Source organism: Pseudomonas xanthosomatis (assembly GCF_019139835.1).
GTDB lineage: Bacteria > Pseudomonadota > Gammaproteobacteria > Pseudomonadales > Pseudomonadaceae > Aquipseudomonas > Aquipseudomonas fakonensis.
Genome location: NZ_CP077075.1, coordinates 3,987,325 through 4,008,027 on the forward strand (window position 1 = coordinate 3,987,325; position 20,703 = coordinate 4,008,027).

Consider the following 20,703-nt stretch of genomic DNA (forward strand, 5'->3'; position numbering starts at 1 on the left):
AGGTGAATAAGCGTCACTACAAATAATGAATGCGCATACAACTTTCAAAACAATCAACAATCAATAACCAAACACATGCCACATAAAAAAACCATCTCCAGCAAACCACCACCTACAGCAACCACCCCCAACCATGTACCCTTGACAAGCGAAACGGCTAAACCACCAAACACCCACTCAAGGGGCATTGCAATGAACACCACCCTCCCCCTGACCCTGCTAGCCCTCACCCTGCTCCAGACCGGCTGCTCCTCAACCCCCACCCAACGCTACGCCGCCCAAGGCGCCAACTGCTACGCCAAGGCCCTGCCCAGCACCGAAGGCGGCCTGGCCTTCGGCCCGACCCTGGCCAGCGCCAGCCGCAAGTCTCTGGACAGTTGCATGCGCTACGCCGGGCGCTCCGGCGGCACGCCCAAGACCTGCCAGGTGGTGCTGGCCAAATGTAAAAGCTGACCCTACTGCCCGCCCTGCTGCTGACGCTGCCAGCGCTCCAGGTTCTGCGCCACCAGTTGCTCAGGCAAGGGCCCGGCCGCCAGCTCTTTCATCTTGCGCGCCAACTGCTCACGCAACGCCGGTACATTGCAAGCCGACTTGTGCGACAACGCCAGGAACAACCCCTCACTGGAGATCGGCGGCTCCAGCACCTGCAAACGCTGCTCCCGGCCCAAGGTGCGAGCCAGGGCAAGGCCCGGGTAACGCTCGAAAATCACGTAGTCGTTACGCTTGAGCAGCAACTTCTCGAAGGCCTGGGTGGCACTGGGTACAGCCTCCAGGTCCAGGTGCTCGCGGGCGTAGTCGTCAAACGCCTGGCCATGGCTGTTGTTGACCAAGGTACCGCCCCGGCGCCCCTGCAGGTCGGCCCAGTCGCTATAGCTGAATGCCTCGCCCTGGCGCACCCACACCACGCTGGAGTTGAACAGGAACGGCGGGCTGACGAAATCCATCAACTGCTCCCGCGCCTGGGTGCGAAAGTAGCCCGCCATCATGTCGATGCGCCCACTGTTGACCTCTTCCTGGGCGCGCGACCACGGCCCGACATACACCACATCCACCACCAGCCCCAGCTCATCGGCCACATGCCGGAGCAGGTCGGCATTGGCACCGATCAATTGCTGGGGGTTTTGCGGGTCACGCCACAGGTAGGGAGGGTACTCGGGGTTGCCGGTAGCGGTCAGGTGCTGGCAAGCCTGCTGCGCCGTGGCCAGCGTGGGCAACAACGCGATGACCAGCGCCAACCCCATCGAATGGCACAAACTCCGTGCACTCATCGCGATCCTCGCACTACCGATTGGTTGATGAAAATGACAGCGCTACTATCTGGACAGCCCACGTCCACGAACGCTCACATAAACTGCACAGTCCAAATAGTGTGCACCAGAAATGGCCATTCGCCACGCACTCATTCGGATTGCCCGCATGCCGCTTGATCTGGCTCTCCTTGCAGCGCTAGCCTGCCGCTCCCCCAGCTGGATGGACCCTTGCCGATGCAACCGCGCGACCTTGCCGCCTACCTGTTCCTGGCCGTGGCCTGGGGCTTTTCCTTTTTGGTGGTGCTGAAGGTGGTACACGCCTTTGGCTGGGTCGGCGCGGTCAGCCTGCGCGCGCTGATTGCCGGCGGCACCCTGGCAGTGCTGGCCGCCCTGCTGGGCCGGGCATTGAAGCTGCGGCCGTTGCTGTGGCCGCTGCTGGTGGTGGGCGCCACCACCGTGGCCGGGCAACTGATCGGGCTTTCCTATGCCACCCCGCGCATCGGCACGGCCATGGCGGCAATCTTCGTCGCCAGCATTCCGCTGTTCTCGATGATCATCGGCAGGCTCTGGGGTATCGAAAAAATCAGCCACCAAGGGCTGGCCGGGCTGCTGCTGGGGGTGGTGGGTATCGTCATGCTGGTGGGCTTCCCGGCCCAGGCGGTGACCGAGGACTTCATCCACGGCTGCATCGCCTCGCTGCTGGGCTGCGTGTGCGCAGCGTTCGGCAGCAACTACGCCAGCCTGCGCCTGCGCGGCCAGGACCCGTGGACAGTCACCGGCGGCGCGTTTCTGGCAGGCGGCCTGCTGACCTTGCCGCTGTTGCTGGTGGTGCCGGTGCCGCAGGCGCCCCAGGCCATCGACTGGCTGTACCTGGCCATCAGCGGCGCGGTGATGAGCGCCACCACCTACGTGCTGTATTTCGGCCTGGTGGAGCGCATCGGCGCCACCCGTACCATCAGCGTCGAATTCGTGGTCACCCTGGTGGCGGTGCTGGTTGGCGCGCTGTTTCTGGGCGAGGCGCTGAGCTGGCTGCAGGCCTTGGGCGCCCTGGTGATCATGCTCGGCTGCATGCTGGTGCTGGGCCTGCTGCCCGGCCGGCGCAAACGCCTGCCGAGCTGATTCAGCTACCGGGCTGCGCAGTGGCCCGTTCGACTTGCGCGGTGCGCTGTTCGGCTGGCGGCGTCAGACGCAGCACCCGGTCCCGCCCGCCTTCGGCGAGCAGGTAGCCGCCCTTGCCATCCGGCACGATGGCCTGCGGTGCTTTCAGGTAGCTGAGCACGGTGTGGCGGGTGCCGTCGCCAGTAATGCGCAGCAGCCGCGCACGGTGGGTGGAATCTTCGCTGATCCACAGCCCGCGCTGGTCGCAATACAGGAAGGTGGGGTTGTTCAGCCCTTCGACCACCACTGGGTCCTCACCTTCGGGGTTCAGGGCGCGTACCTTGCCATTGGCCTTTTCGGTGTACAGCAGGCGCCCGTCGGTGCAGCGGGTCAGGCCTTCGGTTTCGGTCAGGCCCGAGCGCAGCACATCCAACTCGCCACTGCGCCAGTCGTAGCGCATCAGCCGGCCATCGCCCTTGCGGTCCTCGATGGCGTACAGGTGGTCGCCATCGTTGTACAGCCCTTGCACGTTGTTGCCCTGAAACAACGCCAATACCTGGCCATTGCGCGAAATGCTGACCGGCGCCCCGCCCACCTCCTGGCTGAACGCCCAGCCGCCAGCCACCGCCACCATGCCATCGGGCTTGGACAGGCCATCGATCAGCACCACCCGGTCCCCCTCGGCGGTGATGCGCACAATGCTGCCGCGCCCATCGCGCAGCTCACGGCTTACCAGCAGGCTGCCATCGGCCTCGGGCAGCAGCGAGGCGGCCTTGGCCAGAGAGTCGTGCAGCACTTGCACGCCCCAGCCGTCGGCGGCCTGTACCGGGTAGTAGGTCTGCCAGGCAAAAAAGCCCAGGGTGCTGGCCACCAAGCCCGCACTGGTGGCCAGGGCCAAACGGATACCACGCTTGCGCAAGGCATTGATCATCGGTTCGGTTCCTGCAAAGTTGCTGCAAAAAGTGGCCGCGATGCTAGCAAGGCGATGTGAAAAAAATGTCGTGGATCCAAATTCCCGGCACACATGCAAACAAAAGGATATAAAAATAACAAAACAATCTAACAATTAAGCATAAAAAAATTGAAAACCTCCCTGCTTCCTCCTTAGGCTCAAAGCACGCCAACTGCCCCCATACAAGGAGCTTCACCGTGCCTGCCCGTGCCTTCTCTCCCCTGCGCCGCCTGCTGCTCGGCGGCTTGCTGGCCGCCGTCGCCAGCGCCCTGCTGCCCTGGTCCAACGCCGTTGCCGACGACGGCAAAACCCTGCGTATCGGTTACCAGAAATTCAACAGCATCAACATCCTCAAAAGCAGCGGAGCCTTGGAAAAAGCACTGGCGCCGCAGGGGGTGAAAGTCAGCTGGCACGAGTTCGCCGCCGGCCCGCAACTGCTCGAGGCCCTGAGCACCGGTGCCATCGACCTGGGCCATGCCGCCGATGCGCCGTCGGTGTTCGCCCAGGCCGCCGGCAAGCCGGTGGTGTACCTCGCCGCCGAACAGCCCTACCCACGCGGCATCGGCCTGGTGGTGCGCGAACAGGACCACATCGCCAAGGTCGAGGACCTCAAGGGCAAGCGCGTGGCCACCGGCCGCGGCTGGAACGCCCAGTACCTGCTGGCCGTGGCCCTGGAGCAGGCCGGCCTGAGCTACCAGGACATCACCCCCGCCTACGTCAACAATGCTGCAGACGCCGTGGCCGCACTGCAGTCGGGCAGCGTACAGGCCGTCACCCTGTGGGACCCGTTCCTTGCCGCCGCCGAGGCCCAGCCGGGCCTTAAGAACCTGCGCGACGGCAGCGGGCTGTCCAACAACCGCACCTTCTACCTGTCCACCAGCGCGTTCGCCGACCAGCACCGCGACCTGCTCAAGACCTTCTTCACCGAGTTGGGCAAGGTCAGCCAGTGGGCCAACGCCAAGCCCGGCGAAGTCGCCGCCTTGCTGGCACCGCAACTGGGTATCAATGCCGGCGTGCTGGAGGTGGCCAGCGAACGGCGCAACTACAACGCCGTGGCCATCACCCCGCAGATCGTCGCCGAACAGCAGAAGCTGGCCGACACCTTCCAGGGCCTGGGCCTGATCCCGCGCAAGCTCGATGTGGCCGAGGCGGTGTACCCCACTGCCGTGCTGCCCTGACAAGGATGTGACGATGCCCCGCCAGATCCGCTTCAACGCCTTCAGCATGAACGCCGCCAGCCACCAGTCCCCGGGCCTGTGGCGCCACCCACGCAACACCAGCGTGCACTTCAACCGCCTGGAGTACTGGGCGGACCTCGCCCGGCTGCTGGAGCGCGGGCTGTTCGATGCGCTGTTCATCGCCGATGTACTGGGCATCTACGACGTCTACCAGGGCGGGCCCGAGGCGGCCCTGCGCGGCGGCGTGCAGGTGCCGGTGAACGACCCGCTGCTGCTGGTACCAGCCATGGCCGGGGTGACCCGCCACCTGGGCTTCGGCGTGACCTTCTCGCTGACCTACGAGCACCCGTACCCCTTCGCCCGGCGCATGTCCACCCTGGACCACCTGAGCGGCGGTCGGGTGGGCTGGAACATCGTCACCGGCTACCTCGACAGCGCCGCACGCAACCTCGGCCAGGTGCGCCAACTGGGCCACGACCAGCGCTACGAGCTGGCCGAGGAGTACCTCGAGGTGCTGTACAAACTGTGGGAGCACAGCTGGGACGACGACGCCGTAGTGCTGGAGCGGCAGACCGGGCGCTATATCGAGCCGTCGCGGGTGCACCCGATCAACCACCAGGGCGAGTACTACCAGGTGCCCGGCATGCACCTGTGCCAGCCCTCGCCGCAACGTACCCCGGTACTGTTCCAGGCCGGCGCATCGGCGCGTGGCCAGCAGTTCGCCGCCCGCCATGCCGAATGCGTGTTCATCAGCGGGCCGACGCCCACGGTGCTGCGCCGCTACGCCGACGGCATTCGCCAGGCCAGTGAAGCCACCGGGCGCGGGCGTGAGCAGGTGCTCATCTATGCCCAGGCGCTGCTGATCGTCGCACCCACCCGCAGCGAGGCCGAGGCACGTTTTGCCGAATACCGCCGCTACGTCGACCTGGACGCAGCCCTGGCGCTGCTGTCGGGCTGGACCGGCATCGACCTTGCCGGGCTGGACCCGGACGCACCGCTGGAATACATCGAGAACGACGCCGGCCGCGCTGCCCTGGCCGCCTTCACCGCCGCCGACCCAAACCGGCGCTGGAGCGTGCGCGAGGCCGCCGAGTTTGTCGGTTTGGGTGGCCGCGGGCCGGTGCTGGTGGGCGCTGCCAGCGAGGTCGCCGACCAGTTGGAGCACTGGCTCGACGAAACCGGTATCGACGGCTTCAACCTGACCTACGCCGTACAACCGGACGACCTGCACAACGTGGTCGAGCTGCTGGTGCCCGAACTGCAACGCCGCGGCCGCTACCCCACTGCCTACCAGGACGGCACCTTGCGCCACAAGCTGTTCGGCCAGGGCGACCGCTTGGATGAAGGCCATGCCGGGCGCCAGGTCAGCATTCAGTAATTGAATACGGAGTATTTCAACATTTAATTTGTGGATGCCACGGGCGCGCTCTTATGCTGTCCGTGCATCCCCTGCACGCACCGGCCGGTGTGGTCCAAGGCATGGGGAGAGAACAACAAGCCGAGACCGTTCATGTCGAAACCATCCTACTTCGCCCCCCACGGTGGGCACCCGGCTCAAACCGAGCTGCTGACTGACCGTGCCATGTTCACCGAAGCCTATGCCGTGATCCCCAAGGGCGTGATGCGTGACATCGTCACCAGCCACCTGCCGTTCTGGGACAAGATGCGCATGTGGGTCATCGCCCGCCCGCTGACCGGCTTTGCCGAAACCTTCTCGCAGTACATCGTCGAAGTTGCCCCTGAAGGCGGCAGCGAGCGCCCTGAGCTGGACCCGAACGCCGAAGCGGTACTGTTCGTGGTCGAAGGCGAAATCGACATCACCGTCGAAGGCAAACACCATACCCTGGTACCGGGTGGCTACGCCTTCCTGGCCCCGGGCGCCGAGTGGAGCCTGCGCAACAACAGCAAGGCCAACGTCACCTTCCATTGGCTGCGCAAGCACTACCAGAAGGTCGAAGGCCTGCCGGTGCCGGAGTCGTTCGTCACCCACCGCGACAACGCCACCGTCATCGAAATGCCGGGCACCGAAGGTGCGTGGAAGACCACCCGCTTCGTCGACATGGCCGACATGCGCCACGACATGCACGTGAACATCGTGACCTTCCAGCCGGGCGGCGTCATCCCGTTCGCCGAGACCCATGTCATGGAACACGGCCTGTACGTACTGGAAGGCAAGGCGGTATACCGCCTGAACCAGGACTGGGTCGAGGTCGAAGCCGGCGACTTCATGTGGCTGCGCGCGTTCTGCCCGCAAGCTTGCTACTCCGGCGGCCCAGGCCCGTTCAGCTACCTGCTGTACAAGGACGTGAACCGTCACGTGCACCTGACGCTCAATCCGCAGCGTTGATGCAGGCGTAAAACCCGGGGCTGCTGCGCAGCCCATCGCGGGCAAGCCCGCTCCCACAGGATGGTGCAATGCCCACGGCAAACACGGCCCCTGTAGGAGCGGGCTTGCCCGCGATGGGCCGCAAAGCGGCCCTTGTTTGTCAGCTCCCGCCCTCAACGCCCCCCGCCCCGGCACTCCCCACCCGCCCGAAGTACACCGAAGGCGAAACCCCCAGCGTGCGCCTGAACATCGCACTGAACGCACTGGGGCTGTCATACCCCTGGTCCAGCGCCACCTCAAGCACCGAGCGCCCTGCCGCCAGCGCATCAAGCCCCGCCAGCAAGCGCATGCGCCGTACCCATTGCACCAGGCTAAGCCCGGTTTCGCGCTGAAACGCCCGGGTCAGGGTGCGCCCGCTGAGCCCGCACAACCCCGCCGCCCGCCCCAGGCTCCAGCTTTCCGCTGGCGCCAGGCGCAAGGTTTCGCAAAGTTCCTGCAACACCGCCGAACGTGGGCTCGGCACATGCAGGGCCAGCACCGGCAACACGCGGATCTCATCGAGGATCAGCGCCATGATGCGCGCCTCATGCCCATCCAGCGGGTACCCCGGGGTGATGTCCATGGCGCGGATGATCAGCTCGCGCAGCAGCGGCGAAATATCGATCACCTGGCACAGCGCCGGCAACCCCGGGCGCGCGGCGGCATCGACGAACAAGGTGCGCATGCGCACCACACCCGACATGCGCAGCTCATGCTCGCAGGCTGCCGGCACCCAGACCCCGCGCCCGGGCGGCACCACCCAGCTGCCCTCCAGGGTATTGACCGTGATCACCCCGCTGATGGCATGGATCAGCTGCGCGCGGTCGTGGCAATGCGGGGCGATGTGTTCGCCGTGGCGGTAGTTCTCGGCGAGCGGGAGGATGATCGGGCGGGTCATTGGCTGGGGTCGGTGACAGGTGGAGGGGCATCATAGCGTGACATTCATTGTGCCGCGTTGGATGGCAACGGCTTTGCCGGTGTTCGCGGCTAAAGCCGCGCCTACAGGGACCGCATCAGCTTCAGGGCATGCAGGAGCCGGCTTGCCGGCGATGAGGGCGGGCCTGCCTCAGCGGCTACGCAGCAGCAACGCCGCCAGCGCACAGCCCAGCAAGGCCACGCACGACAGGTAGAACGCATCGGAATACGCCATCAGGTAGGCCTGTTCACGCACGCTCTGGTCGATCAATGCCAGCGTCTGCATCACCTCAGGCGACTGCGGGTCCACCAGGCCGCCCGGCAAACGCTGCTGCAAGGCGCCATCGAACACGGTCAGCGTCTCGCCCACCCTGACCGAATGAAAACGCTCGCGCTGCGACACCAGTTGCGTCAGCAACGCCGTCCCCAGTGCGCCCCCCAGGTTGCGCAGCATCGAGATCAACGCCGAGGCCGAACCCGCCTGGGCCTTGTCCAGCCCCTTCACCGCCAGCACCGACAGCGCCACCATGATCAACGGCTGGCCGATGCCGCGCACCACGGTAGAGGGAATGATCACGTTGCTGCCGGCATCCACCGTCAGCTGTGAGCCCAACCAGCAGCCCAGGGCCATGATGGCGAAGCCGCTGGCCACCAGCAGCTTGGCGTTGAGCCAGCGCATCAGCCGCGGCAGCAACGGTGCCAGCAGCAGTTGCACCAGGCCGTAGGCAATCAGGCTCTTGCCGATTTCGCTGGCGCTGTAGCCCTGCACCAGCGACAGGTAATTAGGCACCAGAAACACCAGCCCGAAGGTGGCCGCACCGAACACCGCCATGGCCAGGCTGGACACGCCGAAGTTGTAGCTGCCCAGCAGGCGCAGGTTGATGAACGGCCGCGCCCCCCACAGCTGGCGCTGGATGAACAGCGCCAGGCAAATCAGCGCAACCAGGCTGAAGCCGACGATAAAGCGCGAGTCGAACCAGTCCTTGCGCCCGCCCTCCTCCAGCACCACCTGCAACGCCCCCAGGCCCAGTGCCATGGCTGCAATACCCAGCCAGTCGGCCTGGCGCAAGGCGCTGCGGTCGCCCGCCCGGCCCTTGATCGACCAGGCCACCGCCGCCAGCAGGGCCAGGCCCGGCGGCAGTTGCAACAGGAAGATCCAGCGCCACGAATACATGTCGGTAAGCCAGCCGCCAATCGACGGGCCAGCCGCCTGGGCCACGCTGTTGGACAGGCTGAACAGGGCCATACCCAGGGCCAGGCGGCTGGCCGGCAGCTCGGTGATGATCAACTGCATCGACAACGGTATCAGCACCGCCCCCGAGGCGCCCTGCAACACCCGCAGGGCGATCATCGTCTCAAGGTTGGGCGCCAGGGCGCAGCTCACCGAACTTGCCAGAAACACCGCCGAGCCCGCCAGCATCACCCGCCGTAGCGAAAACACCTGCACCAGCCAGGCAGTCAGCGGGATCATGCTGATCTCGGCCACCAGGTAGGCGGTGGAGATCCAGGAACCTTCCTCGAAGCTGGCCCCCAGCGCGCCTTCGATTTCGGGCAGCGCGGCGCTGGTGACATGCACGTTCATGCCGGCCATGAAGCAGCCGAACAGGCCGCCGATCACCGCCACCCAGGCGCGGGTGGAGACCTTTTCTTCAGTGCTCATCGCGCACCTGGCGGGTGTCGACCGTGGCGATCACCGACATGCCCGGCAACAGCCGCGGCGCACCGGCAGGCTCCGGCTCAAGGTGGATGCGCACCGGGAAACGCTGGACGATCTTGGTGAAGTTGCCGGTGGCGTTGTCCGGCGGCAGCAAGGCGAACACCGCACCAGAGCCAGGCGAAACGCTGTCGACGGTACCGCGCCAGTGCTGGCCGAAGGTGTCTACCTCAAGGGTGACCGGCTGGCCCGGGTGCAGGTGCGCGAGCTGGGTTTCCTTGAAGTTGGCCACAACATAAGCCTGCTCGACCGGCACAACCGCCAGCAGCGGCAGCCCCGGTGTCACGTACTGTTGCTGACGGACCTTGCGCTGGCCCACCACACCGTCGAACGGCGCGCGGATTTCGGTATCGGCCAAGGCACTGCGGGCAAGGTCAGCTTCGGCCCGCGCCTGGTCGAGATCGGCCTGGCGCTGCTGCAGTTGCGCTTCGAGCTGCCTGCCCTGCTGCGCCAGCACCGCTTTATGGGCATGCTGGCGAGCCAGTTCGGCGTCGGCGGCGCGCTGCAAGGCGTGGGCCTGGATGCGCGTGGCGCGGGCCTGCTCCATGCGCTGCACGCTGGCCGCCTGCCACTCGGCCAGACGCTGGTAGCGTTGCCAGTCCGCCTCGGCACGCTGCGCCTCGCCACGGCTGCCGCCGCGCTCGGCGTCTGCCCGGGCGATGGCCTGAACCTGCTCGGCCTGCTCGGCGGCGAAGGTACGCAGGCGCAGGCGCTGCACCTCGAGCGCCGCCTCGCTGACCGCAAGACGTGCCTCGGCCTGGCGCAGGCGATCGCGAAAGTCCCGGGCATCCAGGCGCACCAGCAGATCGCCGGCCTTGACCCTGGCGTTGTCGGCCACCGCCACCTCAGCCACATAGCCGCTGACCCGGGCACTGACCGGTGCCCAGTCGGCGCGCACGTAGGCGTCGTCGGTCTGCTCCAGAAAGCGCCCGGCCTGCCACCAGTAGGCGCCGTAGGCCAGCAGCGCTACACCCACTGCACCAGCCAGGCCCAGGCGCAGAATGCGCTGGCGGCGGGCCGCGTGGCGTTGGGCGAGGTCGTGTTGCGGGTCTGGGCTGACCGCCTGGTTCATGCTGGGGCTCCGTCCGATGGGGGTGTGCCAGCGTAAGCAATTTGCAGTTGTCGTTCGCGCGCGAATTGGCAGCCCATCGTCGCAAAATGGACAATCGCTGTTTCTTAGTACCAAACCCACGGGGATTGCATGCCCCTCAGCCCTGTGCCGTCCCTGTAGGAGCCGGCTTGCCGGCGATGAGGCCGCCACAGGCAACCCAAAACAATCGCTCCCACGCCCCAACCTACCAGCGCAACGGGTATCACCGGCGATCAGCCAGCAAGAAACGCCACCACCCGCTCGGCCGCCATCGCCGGGTCTTCCTGCATGAAACAGTGCCCACCCGCCACCTGCTGCGCGCTCACATGGGCATTCAACCCGGCCAGACGCTGCACCGAGCGGGGCACGAAGGGGTACGTCTGTTCGCCGTACAGAATGCAGGTCGGGGTATTGATGCTTGAAAGCTGCTGCCACATGCGCGCCGGGAACGAACTGAAAATCTCCACCTCGCGGCTGGGCCGGCACTTGAGCACCACGCCCTCGCCGCAGTCACCGATGGCGTGCTCCACATAGGCATGCAAGGCCGTCTCGCTCCAGCCCTTGAAAATCCCCCGCCCCTGCAGCGAAGCCAGCGCGGCCATGCGGTCGGGCCAGTGGCTGCGGCGGGTGGCGGCCTTGCGCGCCAGGGCATGCCGACGGTGCAGGCCAACCATGGCGGCCGCCCCCATCACCCCGAGCATGCGCCGGCTGAACAGCACCGGGTCGAGCAGCACTGCGCGCTGGAACAACTGCGGCTCGCGAGCCAGCATCAGCCCGGTCAGCACGCCGCCAAAGCTGTGGCCAACGGCAAAGCACGGCACCTCGCCATACTCGCCACGCCCGCTGGCAAACGCCTCCAGGGCCAGCTCGGCCGAACGGTTCCAACCGCAGAAGGCGCCGCCGTGGTCGCTGTCGCCATGGCCCTGCACATCGCTAAGCCACAGGTCGAAGTGTTCGCTCAGGCGCAGCAGCAGGGGTTGATAGGCCAGGCTGCAAAAGCCGTTGCCGTGCAGAAAGTGCAGCAATGGGCGACCGCTAGGGGGCGATTGCCACCCACGTAGCGTGAAGTTTTCTGCGCACGTGTAGGACCAAGGCGTAAGTTCCATCAGAAATTTCGTACATTAGGAAAACGCCGATTCTACAAAGAGTAACGGATACAGCGAAATCACCAGCAGCACGGCCATCAGGACATTGAACAGCACCACCGCGCGCGGCTTGCGCAGCAGGTTGCGCAAGGCACTGCCGAACATCACCCAGATACCCACGCTGGGTAGGTTGACCAGGGTGAACAGCGCGGCGATGACAACGACGTTGAACACATAACCCTGGGCCGGCGTGTAGGTGGTGATTGCCCCCAGCGCCATGACCCAGGCTTTCGGGTTGACCCACTGGAACGCAGCCGCGCCCCAGAAACTCAGCGGCTTGCGGCCACTGGCGGTATCGCCGGCCATTGGCCCCGAGGTGGCGATCTTCCAGGCCAGGTACAACAGGTACGCCGCACCGCCATAGCGCAGGATGCTGTACAGCGGTGGCCAGGCCTTGAACACCTCTCCCAGCCCCAGGCCCACCGCCAGCACCATCACCCCGAAGCCAATGCTGATGCCCAGGGCGTGGGGCACACTGCGGCGCACACCAAAGTTGACCCCCGAGGCCAGCAGCATGGTGTTGTTGGGGCCGGGGGTGATGGACGAGACAAAGGCAAACAGCACGAAAGCCGTGAGCAGGTCGAGGGAGGCAAGCATGGCAGTGTTTCCAGTTATTACAAAAGTTGTACCGCCACGGTAACCAAGTCCCCGGCAATCGGACCGGTACAGTCATGCTAAATTGCGCACGTACAGCTTACTGATATGGTTGACCCTTGTAGGGCGAATCGCAGATAACAGTCGGCATATTCACAAGGAAGCCCGCCATGAGCCTGATCATCCGCCCTGCCGTGCGCAGCGACGCCACGCAGATTCTCACCTTCATCACCGAACTTGCCGACTACGAACGCGCCCGGCATGAGGTGGTGGCAAGCGTCGCCGACATCGAGCACAGCCTGTTCGACGAGGGCAGCACCGTACACAGCCTGATCTGCGAGCGCGACGGTGTGGCCATCGGTTTTGCCGTGTTTTTCTATAGCTATTCCACCTGGCTGGGGCGCAACGGCATCTACCTCGAAGACCTGTATGTGACGCCGCAGCAGCGCGGCGATGGCGCCGGGCGCAGCCTGCTGCGGCACATCGCCCGCGAAGCCGTGGCCAACGGCTGCGGGCGCCTGGAATGGAGCGTGCTGGACTGGAACGCGCCGGCCATCGGCTTCTACCAGTCGCTGGGCGCCGAGGCCCAGGATGAGTGGGTGCGCTACCGCCTGGACGGCGAGCGCCTGCGTCAGTTCGCCGAGGGCTGAGGCTGCTCGCGCAGAAATGCCGTAGATGAAACCCGATGAAATAATCTGAACACTTGCCTCGGTCAGGCTTCAAACACTTGATGCCCGCCATCATTTCGTCAGGAGCCTGCCGCCCCCATGAAAATGCCCTGCCGCGCCCCCAACGCCTGCCTGCAACTGGACTACGTTCGCGACACTCTTTTTGGTCCCGTCGCCTTGAGTGTTGAATGCCAAGCCCAGCTCGCCGCCCTCAACCTGCAAGGCCGCCCTGCCCTGCGCCTGCACATTTGCCCGCCGCTGCCTGACAAGGTCGAGCGCGCCCATAGCGTGGCCTTTACCTGGGATGGCCGCAGCTACCACGGTGTGGTGCGCGACCAGGGCAAGTGCGGTGACGGCGGGCTGAACCTGCTGGTGGAACTGCAATAAGCCGATCAGCGGCGCCAATCCCGGCTGAACCCCGCAGAACCCGGGCGTCTCCATAACTACAGGGCAGATGAACCCTGGAGGAGAACGTCATGAACAGCCCGTTGCTCAAGCTCTTCACCCACCCGGACGACGCCTGGATCGACATCCGCCGCGCCGAGGAAGACCACCCGCAACAGTATTTGCCGCGCCTGCTGCTGATGGCGCTGGTGCCCGCTGTGTGCCTGTTCATCGGCACCAGCACCTTCGGCTGGAGCCTGGCGGCCGAGGAGCGCGTACGCCTGGGGCTGACCAGCGCTGCGCAACTGGCGGGCCTGTTGTATGCCACCACGGTGGTGGGGGTGATGCTGATGGGGGTGATGATCCGCTGGATGTCACGGGGGTTCGACGTACAACCGAGCCTGAACCAGTGCATCGGCTTTGCCGCCTATTGCGCCACGCCGTGGTTCGTCGCAGGCGTGGTTGGCCTGGTGCCGATGCGCTGGCTGGCGGTGGCGGCGCTGCTAGGGGCGTCGGCTTACGCGAGTGTGCTGCTGTACGGCGGGCTGCAGACTTTTTTGCGGCTGCGCAAGGAGCAGGCGATGCTGTTCGCGACCTGCGTGTGGGGCGTGGGATTGTTACTGATGGTGACCATCCTGGTGGCGATGATCCTGTTCTGGTCCAACGGACTGATGCCGGAATATGTACGCCCGGGCAGCCTGGGCTGACCGGGCGACAATGAATCAGGCAATAGCCTTGAGCGACTTTGCGGGTGCCTGGCGCTGAGCCTTGAGCTGCGCCACCAGCCCCACCAGGTCACGGCAACTGTTCAGGTTTGCCACCGCCACATCAGTCACGGTGAGCACGTCGTCTGCCTGGCCCAGACGGATGGTCAGGTGTTCGCCGTCCGTGCAACTCACCTCGCAGCGATCGGGCAGGCAAGCCTGCTCGATCATCTGCCGCATCTCCAGCATCGAAACGCCTATCAACGACATGGTACGACCTCTCTGGATGGCCCTTGTTGTGTGGTTATCCCCTCGGTGGGCAGTCCGTTCCCCGAGGCACCGGTGTGGTGCAAGATCATCTTGCACCTTAGTGAAAGAACCCGGTGCTGATGCGATTGTTCGATCGGTGACGGAGGTGGGCCGACCAGCGGTGGGAACTTGACCGTTCATCCACCGTCTTCAGCGGTTTTTTGAAACTTTCTTGGGTGCAGGGAGCTCCCAAGTTCAGGAGTGGGCTTCTGACCGAGACGGGTGATGATCGACGCAAAATTGTATGTGATCGAGTATGTGCTGCATGGCGAGCGCAAGTCGTTCATTGTCCGTGCCGAGCGGATGGACAATGCCGAGGCTTGGCACTGGGCCAGTTGTGATGCGGGGGTAGGGAGGATTGGGCGGTATGGGCGTGAGCACATTCGCAAGGTCAGCAGGCCCATGGCGGAACGGTTTGGGATTGGGGAGGTTAGTTGGCGGCAGTCGGGGGGGTGAGGTTTTCGGGTTCGAGTTCGGAGTTCAGGGTGATTGCTTTGGGAGATGTACGCGCATTCGTTGACGATAAGCGCTTTTCGTCACCTTTCCGCCCTTACGGCGGGTTACTTTGGACGGCCAAAGTAACCAAAGCCGCCTGCTCCCATCATCCGGCCCCCTACGCTGCGCTTCGGGGGTTCCCTCGCTCCGGGCTTGCTCCGGAGGTACGCGCCGACGGGCCGTCCCTGGCCCGATCGGCGCTCGACCGGCATCCATGCCGGTCGCCCTCCTACGCAATCCCTGCGCTCGGCCTCCTGAAGTCGCGACTTGTGTTGCCTGGACTATCGCGCGCTTAGGAGCCAGATCAAGAGCCAGATCAAGAGCGGGATGGCTGGATGGCTGGCGGGGTCATTGGTTAGTGGGGGCTGTTGGTGTTTGCGGCATCATTGCTTGCTGGCGATCGCCGCCCCGTCCCGCTCCCGGATCACCACCGCTCGATACTCAGGGTCAGCCTTGATCTGCGCCTCGGTGAACGGAATGGCAGTCAGCTTTCCGGCGGCAAAGGCCTTGGTCTGGTCGGATGCATGGCCGGAGGCCGCCTCGCTGGACAGTGAGAAGGCTAGTACCCCTTCAGCCTTTGGCCCCTGGTCGGTGAACGTCACCACCTGCAGGTAGCTCGAGCCACTGACCACCAGGCGCTTGCCTGGTGCCATTGGCACGCTGATCATCGCGTTGTACACGCCCAGCTCCTGCGCAGCGCCCGGTACCGGCACACCGTTTTTCGCCTGCTGCACCTGCCCCCAGCGCATATCTGCGGCCAGGCCGTCCTTTTTCACCTGCTCGATCGAGGCCAGTGCCGCTTCGCGCAGCAGCTTGCGCACCGCCGCCTGTTCCACTGCCAGACCACGCGGGGTATGCAGCGGGTCGGCCGGATCGAACGCCACCCGCCAGATTTCGGGATGCTGCTGCAGCACGGCGGCCATGTTCTGGAAATGCACCAGGCCAATGCCTGCGTCCAGGCCGGCCTTGCCATTCCAGGTTTTCAGGCTGGCGCACAGCAACTGCAGGTCGGCTTCGACGCCCTGGCACCATTGCAGAAGGTCCGGGCGCAGCAAGGTGGCCAGGTACACCTCGTCGTCGAACACCATACGTTGCAGGTCATCTGCACTGACTTTGCCATTGCCTGCCAGGCGCTGCAGGGCAAAGCGGCTGCGCATGCCCAGCGGCTGCCCGGCACGGCTGACCAGCGGCGAGAAGCCCGTCAGCGGCGCAGCCGGGTTGGCCAGCCAGGCCGAGTCGTTGGAGTGCTGCACGTAATCGGTGCGCTCAAGGCTCGGCAGCAGCCCTACCGGGAAAATGCCCGGCTGGGCTGCCTGCGGGTCGACCTTCCATTGGCAGGCGCTGCGCGAGCCGTCCAGCACCACCATCGGGCCGACCTGCTGCGGGTTGCCACATTGCCCGAGCAGGGCCTCGTCCACATAGGGGACCACCGACTGGTTCAGGTACAGCGCATGGCCAGCCTCATCCACGGCCACGGTGTTGACCCACGGCACGCCCTGCAACCGGGCCACCGAATCCTTCAGCGCCTGCAGGCTGTCGGCACGGTTGATCTGGTACCACTGCTGCAATACCCGGGTGTTGTCCAGGTTGGCATCACGCAGGCTGTAGGCGGCCTGATTATCCCAGTCCAGGCGCCCGGGCCACTGCAACACGGGCCCGAACTTCGACAGGTACAAGGAACGCTCAACGGTTTGCAGAGTGCCACCCTCGCCTTTGACGGCGACGCTGACCTTGTATGGCGCCAATGGCAAGGACTGCCCGTCGAACAAGTAGCGGGTCGGATCTTTCGGGTCCAACTGCAAGCGATAGAGGGTGAAATGGTTGGACTTGTCGACAGTATGGGTCCACGCCAGATGGCGGTTGAAACCGATGTTGACCACCGGCAACCCCGGCAGCGCCGCCCCCATCACATCCAGTTGGCCCGGGATGGTCAGTTGCATCTGGTAAAAGCGCATGCCCCCTATCCACGGGAAATGCGGGTTGGCCAGCAGCAGGCCGCGCCCGCTGGCCGAGCGCTGCGCCCCGACTGCCACCGCGTTGCTGCCACGTGAATGGGCGAATTGCTGCTGACGGGCCAGAGCCTGGCCGTAGTCCACCGCAGGGCGTTGGACGGCCAGCTTGGGTGGGGTTGCGGCGACCACCGCCTCGGCGAACTGGCCGACACCACCTTCGGCCAGCAGGCGCCGGGTCAGCTTGACCAGGTCCAGGCTGGTGATCGGCCTGACCCAATCGCCTTCGCCGCACTCGGCGGGCAAGCCCTGGGCACGGCGCTCGCCCAGCGCGCGGTTGTAGCCGCTGGCATAGCCTTCGAGCAGGTCACGCACGGCAGCAGGTTGCGCCTGCAGGAAGGCGTTGACCGCCGTGGGGTTGTTGAGCCAGGTGAAGAACAGGTCGCTGGCCAGGTTATCGCGCTGATCCGGGGTCTTGCCGACGGCACCAAAATAGCGGGAGCGCTCGCCGCTCACCGTCAGCACTTCGTTGGCCAGCAGGCACAGGTTGTCCTGGGCGTAGGCGTAACCGATGCCGTAGCCCAGGCCACGTTCATCCTTGGCCAGGATGTGTGGCGTACCGAAGCTGGTGCGGCGGATCTGCGCCGACGCGTCGCCGGCGTCACCCGCCTGGCTGGCCAGGCTCGCAGTGGCCAGCGCTGTGGCGAGGCCCAGGCGAAAAACAGCACGTGTTGAAAAGGTCACAGGCACTCCTCGTGCAAATCGGGGGTCATCCCGATCAAACGATTGGCCAGATGAAAATTTTACGCCCCGCCCCCGCCTGCAACGTCTTCAACTGCACGCACCGTTTTTTTTTCAACCAGGGCTGCAGATTTGCCGTTTTCATTCGTCTTATCTAGTGAGGCACCCATGATTTCGGGACAGTCCACGAAAAGGAGCATTCACATGTATCACCCGCAACCCCTGCTGCAGAAACCGCCAAGGCCGGCGGCCACGCCCAGTGAAGAGACCGGGCGCGTGGGCAACGAACAGATCCGCGAGCTGCTGCGCACCTTCGGCCTGCGCACCAGCCTGATCCGCCTGAAAGTCATCGACGCCCTGCATGCGGCCGACCGCAACGGGCGCAGTATCGGTGTGCGCGGCGTGCATGCGCAGCTTGAACAGCTGGATATCCCGCTGTCGTTCCTGAGCGTACGTGAGGTGCTCAAGCGCCTGTGCGCCGAGGGCGTGATCAACCTGGGCAGCGACAAATGCTACAGCCTCAACCCGCAAGCCCGGGCCGTCCTCGAACAGCCCGCTGCACGCTGAGCGCCTGGCCGGCCACTCGCTGCCGGCCCATGCCCGTCAGGGCTTGACCTTGCGCCGCAAGATCCCGTTGATCACCACCACTATCACCGCAATGGCGATGGCGAAGTACTGGAATGTCTGCTCGCTGATGGTGCCCTGCTTCTGCAGGTAGCTCAGGCCGAGCATCATGCCCAGCACCACCAGGATGATCAGGATCGAGTATTTGAGGCGCTGCACGTGTGTCATCAGGGTTTCCTTGCTGCATCTGTGGCTTAGGGCTCTACGGAGCCGGCGCCATGATACCTCGCCACCACCCCCCATGCAGATTTTCCTGCCCCTGGCCTTGCCCGGCCGGTCGCTCTGCGCGCCAGGTTTTGCACAGATAGCGGCCCGACTCCGATAGCCTCAAGGTAGCGCACCCATTCTGCCATCATGGAAGACCTTCTACGGGGCCTTTCCTGGCCCGTGGCGCCTGATGCAAGGCCATTTCCTACAAGGCTTGAAAAAAATCCCTGCGAGCAACAAGCCAGTAAAGCTACAACCCCCGGTCCGTATCGCGCCTAGCGACCCTTTCTGCAGCTGTTCGAAAATCGAACCAAGCCACTGCCTCGGTGGCAGCCAGACGCAAACCGCAGCCAGGTGCGTCTGACCCTCCAGAAAGAAGGAAGCCTCGTATGGAAATGCCTGATCTGAACAACATTGACATCAGCCAGCTGCCACATTCGTTGCAATCGCTGATCGAGTGCATTGGGTTGGAAAACGCTTACCACCTCACCTGCGCGTTCGGCGGTCGCCCCAAGTACATCCCCAAGCACCGCGAGCGCACCAAGCTGGCCGACGTACTGCCAGCGCAGGCGCTGGACGCCCTGATCAAGCGCTACGCCGGGATGGCCCTGGAGGTCCCCAAGGTCGACCACTTTCAGCGCCAGCTGCGTAATCAACAGATCCAGAAAGAGAGCGCCAGCGGGCTATCGCGCAGTTTGCTGGCTGACAAGTATGGGTTGAGCCTGAGGCAGATCGGCAATATCCGTCGCCTGGATTGCCCGGCTCGCTGAGGGTGATGGGGCCAGGTGGATGGCGCGAAGATTGCCTGGGGGCTTTTGATTGACCGGCACTGCGAGGGTGTCAGAAATTTTGTGTTCGGGCATAACATGAGTAAGAGGTGCATGTATGCCAACCAAAAAGAAACCCCTGCGTGACCTGCCCCAAATCCCCAAAGAGCTGCTAGAGCAGTTCGGTGAGGGCCTGATGACTGCCGAAGCTATCGAGGATGCCTCTGCGGCGTTCAAGAAGGCCCTGATCGAACGCGCCCTGAGTGCCGAGCTGGGCCATCACCTGGGTTATCCGCCGGGCGCGCAGCGCCCAGAGGATGAAACCAATCAACGTAACGGCAAGAGTGGCAAGACTGTTTTAACCGGGGACGGCCCATTGCGGCTGGATATCCCCCGTGACCGAGACGGCAGTTTTGCGCCCATTCTGATTCCCAAGCATGAGCGGCGTTACACCGGTTTCGATGACAAGATCATCGCCATGTATGCACGTGGGATGACGGTCAGAGAGATCCGCGCCTTTTTGTCCGAGCAGTACGGGACGGATGTTTCACCCGATTTCATCAGCTCTGTGACCGCCGAGGTCATGGAAGAAATCGGCGCGTGGCAGCAGCGGCCGCTTGAGCCTATGTACCCGGTCATTTTCTTTGATGCATTGCGGGTGAAGATCCGTGAGGAAGGCCTGGTGCGCAACAAGGCCATTTACCTGGCGCTGGGCGTTCTGCCGGACGGGACGCGCGATATCTTGGGCATCTGGATTGAGAACACCGAGGGTGCGAAGTTCTGGATGAAGGTGTTCAACGACCTCAAGACGCGAGGTGTCGACGATGTCCTTATTGCCGTGACCGATGGTCTTAAAGGCATGCCAGAGGCCCTCAGCGCAGTGTTTCCAGAGACGACGCTACAGACGTGCATCGTCCACCTGATCCGCAACAGCCTGGACTTTGCAGCCTGGGACAAGCGGCGGGCACTGGCCAAGGCGCTCAAGCCGATCTACCAGGCCATCAATGCCGAAGCGGCTGAGCAGGCGCTCGATGAGTTTGAAAGTGGGCCTTGGGGCAAGCAATATCCAACGGTCGTTGCGGCCTGGAGACGCGCTTGGGATCGAGTGATCCCCTTCTTTGTCTTCCCGCCGGCCATCCGGAAAGTGATTTACACCACCAATGCCATCGAAAGCATCAATGCCCAGCTGCGCAAGATCATCAAGACCCGGGGTCATTTCCCGAACGATGAAGCAGCCACCAAGCTGATCTGGCTGGGTCTGAGAAACATCACGGCGAACTGGGGCTCAGCGGCGCATGATTGGAAAAGTGCGATGAATCAATTCGCGATTTTGTACGGGGATCGATTCATCAGGCCAACCTGGTGAAAATCAGGGCCTGCTTGACGGCAGGCCGCTACCGGCCCGCACACAAAAAAACTGACACTCCCGGCACTGCGGACTTCAGAAAGCCCCCGTAAGGGCCATCCCTTTCAAGGTGTTTGCGTCAGGGCTGGCAAGGCTCCCCGAGGCTTCGCGCCAGGGCCTCCAGTCCCCGCCACAAGATCCTTGCAGCG

General features: G+C 64.4%; 22 protein-coding genes. 12 read left to right on the forward strand and 10 right to left on the reverse strand.

The features are described 5' to 3' along the window. Window positions 1-192: 192 nt before the first annotated feature. Window positions 193-453 carry a hypothetical protein gene (locus KSS93_RS17625; RefSeq protein WP_217885260.1) on the forward strand — a complete coding sequence of 87 codons (261 nt, stop codon included), beginning with the start codon at window positions 193-195 and terminating at the stop codon, window positions 451-453. Between the two features lie 2 nt (window positions 454-455). Here the strand turns inward: KSS93_RS17625 and KSS93_RS17630 are convergent, their stop codons facing one another. Then, window positions 456-1,268, reverse strand: a complete 813-nt coding sequence (locus KSS93_RS17630) for a substrate-binding periplasmic protein (protein ID WP_217885261.1) — start codon at window positions 1,266-1,268, stop codon at window positions 456-458. Between the two features lie 216 nt (window positions 1,269-1,484). On the opposite strand from KSS93_RS17630, the gene KSS93_RS17635 reads away from it, so the two are divergent. Further along, window positions 1,485-2,369, forward strand: coding sequence for a DMT family transporter (locus tag KSS93_RS17635; protein ID WP_217885262.1), 885 nt, complete (start codon window positions 1,485-1,487; stop codon window positions 2,367-2,369). 1 nt (window position 2,370) lies between these two features. On the opposite strand, the gene KSS93_RS17640 is transcribed toward KSS93_RS17635, so the two are convergent. Beyond that, window positions 2,371-3,279: an NHL repeat-containing protein gene (locus KSS93_RS17640; RefSeq protein WP_217885263.1), complete on the reverse strand. Its 909-nt coding sequence runs from the start codon at window positions 3,277-3,279 to the stop codon at window positions 2,371-2,373. Between the two features lie 218 nt (window positions 3,280-3,497). Between KSS93_RS17640 and KSS93_RS17645 the strand changes: the two genes are divergently transcribed. The 3 genes from KSS93_RS17645 (at window position 3,498) to KSS93_RS17655 (ending at window position 6,825) form a co-directional block, all read left to right on the forward strand. After that, on the forward strand, window positions 3,498-4,478 hold the full coding sequence (locus KSS93_RS17645) for an aliphatic sulfonate ABC transporter substrate-binding protein (RefSeq protein WP_217885264.1): 981 nt from the start codon (window positions 3,498-3,500) through the stop codon (window positions 4,476-4,478). A gap of 13 nt (window positions 4,479-4,491) precedes the next feature. Further along, the gene (locus KSS93_RS17650) at window positions 4,492-5,856 is read left to right on the forward strand and encodes an LLM class flavin-dependent oxidoreductase (RefSeq protein WP_217885265.1); all 1,365 of its coding nucleotides are present in this window, start codon (window positions 4,492-4,494) and stop codon (window positions 5,854-5,856) included. A gap of 132 nt (window positions 5,857-5,988) precedes the next feature. Further along, window positions 5,989-6,825 (forward strand): bifunctional allantoicase/(S)-ureidoglycine aminohydrolase, encoded by an 837-nt coding sequence (locus KSS93_RS17655; protein WP_217838981.1) that lies wholly within the window; start codon window positions 5,989-5,991, stop codon window positions 6,823-6,825. Between the two features lie 139 nt (window positions 6,826-6,964). On the opposite strand, the gene KSS93_RS17660 is transcribed toward KSS93_RS17655, so the two are convergent. The 5 genes from KSS93_RS17660 to KSS93_RS17680 all read right to left on the reverse strand — a co-directional run bounded on the left by KSS93_RS17660 (window position 6,965) and on the right by KSS93_RS17680 (window position 12,304). Further along, on the reverse strand, window positions 6,965-7,741 hold the full coding sequence (locus KSS93_RS17660) for an AraC family transcriptional regulator (protein ID WP_217885266.1): 777 nt from the start codon (window positions 7,739-7,741) through the stop codon (window positions 6,965-6,967). Window positions 7,742-7,909: 168 nt separating this feature from the next. Continuing rightward, window positions 7,910-9,418, reverse strand: coding sequence for an MDR family MFS transporter (locus KSS93_RS17665; RefSeq protein WP_217885267.1), 1,509 nt, complete (start codon window positions 9,416-9,418; stop codon window positions 7,910-7,912). After that, window positions 9,408-10,544 carry an HlyD family secretion protein gene (locus KSS93_RS17670; protein WP_217885268.1) on the reverse strand — a complete coding sequence of 379 codons (1,137 nt, stop codon included), beginning with the start codon at window positions 10,542-10,544 and terminating at the stop codon, window positions 9,408-9,410. Before KSS93_RS17670 ends, KSS93_RS17665 begins: the two co-directional genes overlap by 11 nt. 251 nt (window positions 10,545-10,795) lie before the next feature. Next, window positions 10,796-11,668: an alpha/beta fold hydrolase gene (locus tag KSS93_RS17675; protein WP_217885269.1), complete on the reverse strand. Its 873-nt coding sequence runs from the start codon at window positions 11,666-11,668 to the stop codon at window positions 10,796-10,798. A gap of 15 nt (window positions 11,669-11,683) precedes the next feature. After that, window positions 11,684-12,304: a LysE family translocator gene (locus tag KSS93_RS17680; protein WP_217885270.1), complete on the reverse strand. Its 621-nt coding sequence runs from the start codon at window positions 12,302-12,304 to the stop codon at window positions 11,684-11,686. 167 nt (window positions 12,305-12,471) lie between these two features. On the opposite strand from KSS93_RS17680, the gene KSS93_RS17685 reads away from it, so the two are divergent. The 3 genes from KSS93_RS17685 to KSS93_RS17695 all read left to right on the forward strand — a co-directional run bounded on the left by KSS93_RS17685 (window position 12,472) and on the right by KSS93_RS17695 (window position 14,060). Next, window positions 12,472-12,951, forward strand: coding sequence for a GNAT family N-acetyltransferase (locus tag KSS93_RS17685; RefSeq protein WP_217885271.1), 480 nt, complete (start codon window positions 12,472-12,474; stop codon window positions 12,949-12,951). Between the two features lie 117 nt (window positions 12,952-13,068). After that, window positions 13,069-13,356, forward strand: coding sequence for a hypothetical protein (locus tag KSS93_RS17690; protein WP_217885272.1), 288 nt, complete (start codon window positions 13,069-13,071; stop codon window positions 13,354-13,356). Window positions 13,357-13,445: 89 nt separating this feature from the next. Then, window positions 13,446-14,060 carry a Yip1 family protein gene (locus KSS93_RS17695; protein ID WP_217885273.1) on the forward strand — a complete coding sequence of 205 codons (615 nt, stop codon included), beginning with the start codon at window positions 13,446-13,448 and terminating at the stop codon, window positions 14,058-14,060. A gap of 15 nt (window positions 14,061-14,075) precedes the next feature. On the opposite strand, the gene KSS93_RS17700 is transcribed toward KSS93_RS17695, so the two are convergent. Beyond that, window positions 14,076-14,327 (reverse strand): DUF1652 domain-containing protein, encoded by a 252-nt coding sequence (locus KSS93_RS17700; protein ID WP_217885274.1) that lies wholly within the window; start codon window positions 14,325-14,327, stop codon window positions 14,076-14,078. Between the two features lie 264 nt (window positions 14,328-14,591). On the opposite strand from KSS93_RS17700, the gene KSS93_RS17705 reads away from it, so the two are divergent. Further along, a complete protein-coding gene (locus KSS93_RS17705) occupies window positions 14,592-14,822 on the forward strand; it encodes a DUF6555 family protein (protein ID WP_217885275.1) in 231 nt (76 codons plus the stop codon). A gap of 422 nt (window positions 14,823-15,244) precedes the next feature. Here KSS93_RS17705 and pvdQ read toward each other — a convergent pair whose 3' ends face one another. After that, window positions 15,245-17,554 carry a bifunctional acylase PvdQ gene (gene pvdQ, locus KSS93_RS17710; protein ID WP_217885276.1) on the reverse strand — a complete coding sequence of 770 codons (2,310 nt, stop codon included), beginning with the start codon at window positions 17,552-17,554 and terminating at the stop codon, window positions 15,245-15,247. Between the two features lie 201 nt (window positions 17,555-17,755). Here pvdQ and KSS93_RS17715 point away from each other — a divergent pair, with 201 nt between their 5' ends. Continuing rightward, window positions 17,756-18,118, forward strand: a complete 363-nt coding sequence (locus KSS93_RS17715) for a fe2+ zn2+ uptake regulation protein (protein ID WP_217885277.1) — start codon at window positions 17,756-17,758, stop codon at window positions 18,116-18,118. 36 nt (window positions 18,119-18,154) lie between these two features. On the opposite strand, the gene KSS93_RS17720 is transcribed toward KSS93_RS17715, so the two are convergent. Then, window positions 18,155-18,343: a hypothetical protein gene (locus KSS93_RS17720; RefSeq protein ID WP_217885278.1), complete on the reverse strand. Its 189-nt coding sequence runs from the start codon at window positions 18,341-18,343 to the stop codon at window positions 18,155-18,157. Between the two features lie 428 nt (window positions 18,344-18,771). Here KSS93_RS17720 and KSS93_RS17725 point away from each other — a divergent pair, with 428 nt between their 5' ends. Both KSS93_RS17725 and KSS93_RS17730 read left to right on the forward strand, forming a co-directional pair. Next, on the forward strand, window positions 18,772-19,152 hold the full coding sequence (locus tag KSS93_RS17725) for a transcriptional regulator (RefSeq protein ID WP_217885279.1): 381 nt from the start codon (window positions 18,772-18,774) through the stop codon (window positions 19,150-19,152). Between the two features lie 115 nt (window positions 19,153-19,267). Next, window positions 19,268-20,515 (forward strand): IS256 family transposase, encoded by a 1,248-nt coding sequence (locus KSS93_RS17730; protein ID WP_217884661.1) that lies wholly within the window; start codon window positions 19,268-19,270, stop codon window positions 20,513-20,515. Window positions 20,516-20,703 lie beyond the last annotated feature (188 nt).

Coding starts and splice junctions, on each gene's coding strand:
- KSS93_RS17625 (WP_217885260.1), top strand. CDS start 193: ATGAACACCACCCTCCCCCTGACCCTGCTAGCCCTCACCCTGCTCCAG.
- KSS93_RS17630 (WP_217885261.1), bottom strand. CDS start 1,268: ATGAGTGCACGGAGTTTGTGCCATTCGATGGGGTTGGCGCTGGTCATC.
- KSS93_RS17635 (WP_217885262.1), top strand. CDS start 1,485: ATGCAACCGCGCGACCTTGCCGCCTACCTGTTCCTGGCCGTGGCCTGG.
- KSS93_RS17640 (WP_217885263.1), bottom strand. CDS start 3,279: ATGATCAATGCCTTGCGCAAGCGTGGTATCCGTTTGGCCCTGGCCACC.
- KSS93_RS17650 (WP_217885265.1), top strand. CDS start 4,492: ATGCCCCGCCAGATCCGCTTCAACGCCTTCAGCATGAACGCCGCCAGC.
- KSS93_RS17655 (WP_217838981.1), top strand. CDS start 5,989: ATGTCGAAACCATCCTACTTCGCCCCCCACGGTGGGCACCCGGCTCAA.
- KSS93_RS17660 (WP_217885266.1), bottom strand. CDS start 7,741: ATGACCCGCCCGATCATCCTCCCGCTCGCCGAGAACTACCGCCACGGC.
- KSS93_RS17665 (WP_217885267.1), bottom strand. CDS start 9,418: ATGAGCACTGAAGAAAAGGTCTCCACCCGCGCCTGGGTGGCGGTGATC.
- KSS93_RS17670 (WP_217885268.1), bottom strand. CDS start 10,544: ATGAACCAGGCGGTCAGCCCAGACCCGCAACACGACCTCGCCCAACGC.
- KSS93_RS17675 (WP_217885269.1), bottom strand. CDS start 11,668: ATGGAACTTACGCCTTGGTCCTACACGTGCGCAGAAAACTTCACGCTA.
- KSS93_RS17680 (WP_217885270.1), bottom strand. CDS start 12,304: ATGCTTGCCTCCCTCGACCTGCTCACGGCTTTCGTGCTGTTTGCCTTT.
- KSS93_RS17685 (WP_217885271.1), top strand. CDS start 12,472: ATGAGCCTGATCATCCGCCCTGCCGTGCGCAGCGACGCCACGCAGATT.
- KSS93_RS17690 (WP_217885272.1), top strand. CDS start 13,069: ATGAAAATGCCCTGCCGCGCCCCCAACGCCTGCCTGCAACTGGACTAC.
- KSS93_RS17695 (WP_217885273.1), top strand. CDS start 13,446: ATGAACAGCCCGTTGCTCAAGCTCTTCACCCACCCGGACGACGCCTGG.
- KSS93_RS17700 (WP_217885274.1), bottom strand. CDS start 14,327: ATGTCGTTGATAGGCGTTTCGATGCTGGAGATGCGGCAGATGATCGAG.
- KSS93_RS17705 (WP_217885275.1), top strand. CDS start 14,592: ATGATCGACGCAAAATTGTATGTGATCGAGTATGTGCTGCATGGCGAG.
- KSS93_RS17715 (WP_217885277.1), top strand. CDS start 17,756: ATGTATCACCCGCAACCCCTGCTGCAGAAACCGCCAAGGCCGGCGGCC.
- KSS93_RS17720 (WP_217885278.1), bottom strand. CDS start 18,343: ATGACACACGTGCAGCGCCTCAAATACTCGATCCTGATCATCCTGGTG.
- KSS93_RS17725 (WP_217885279.1), top strand. CDS start 18,772: ATGGAAATGCCTGATCTGAACAACATTGACATCAGCCAGCTGCCACAT.
- KSS93_RS17730 (WP_217884661.1), top strand. CDS start 19,268: ATGCCAACCAAAAAGAAACCCCTGCGTGACCTGCCCCAAATCCCCAAA.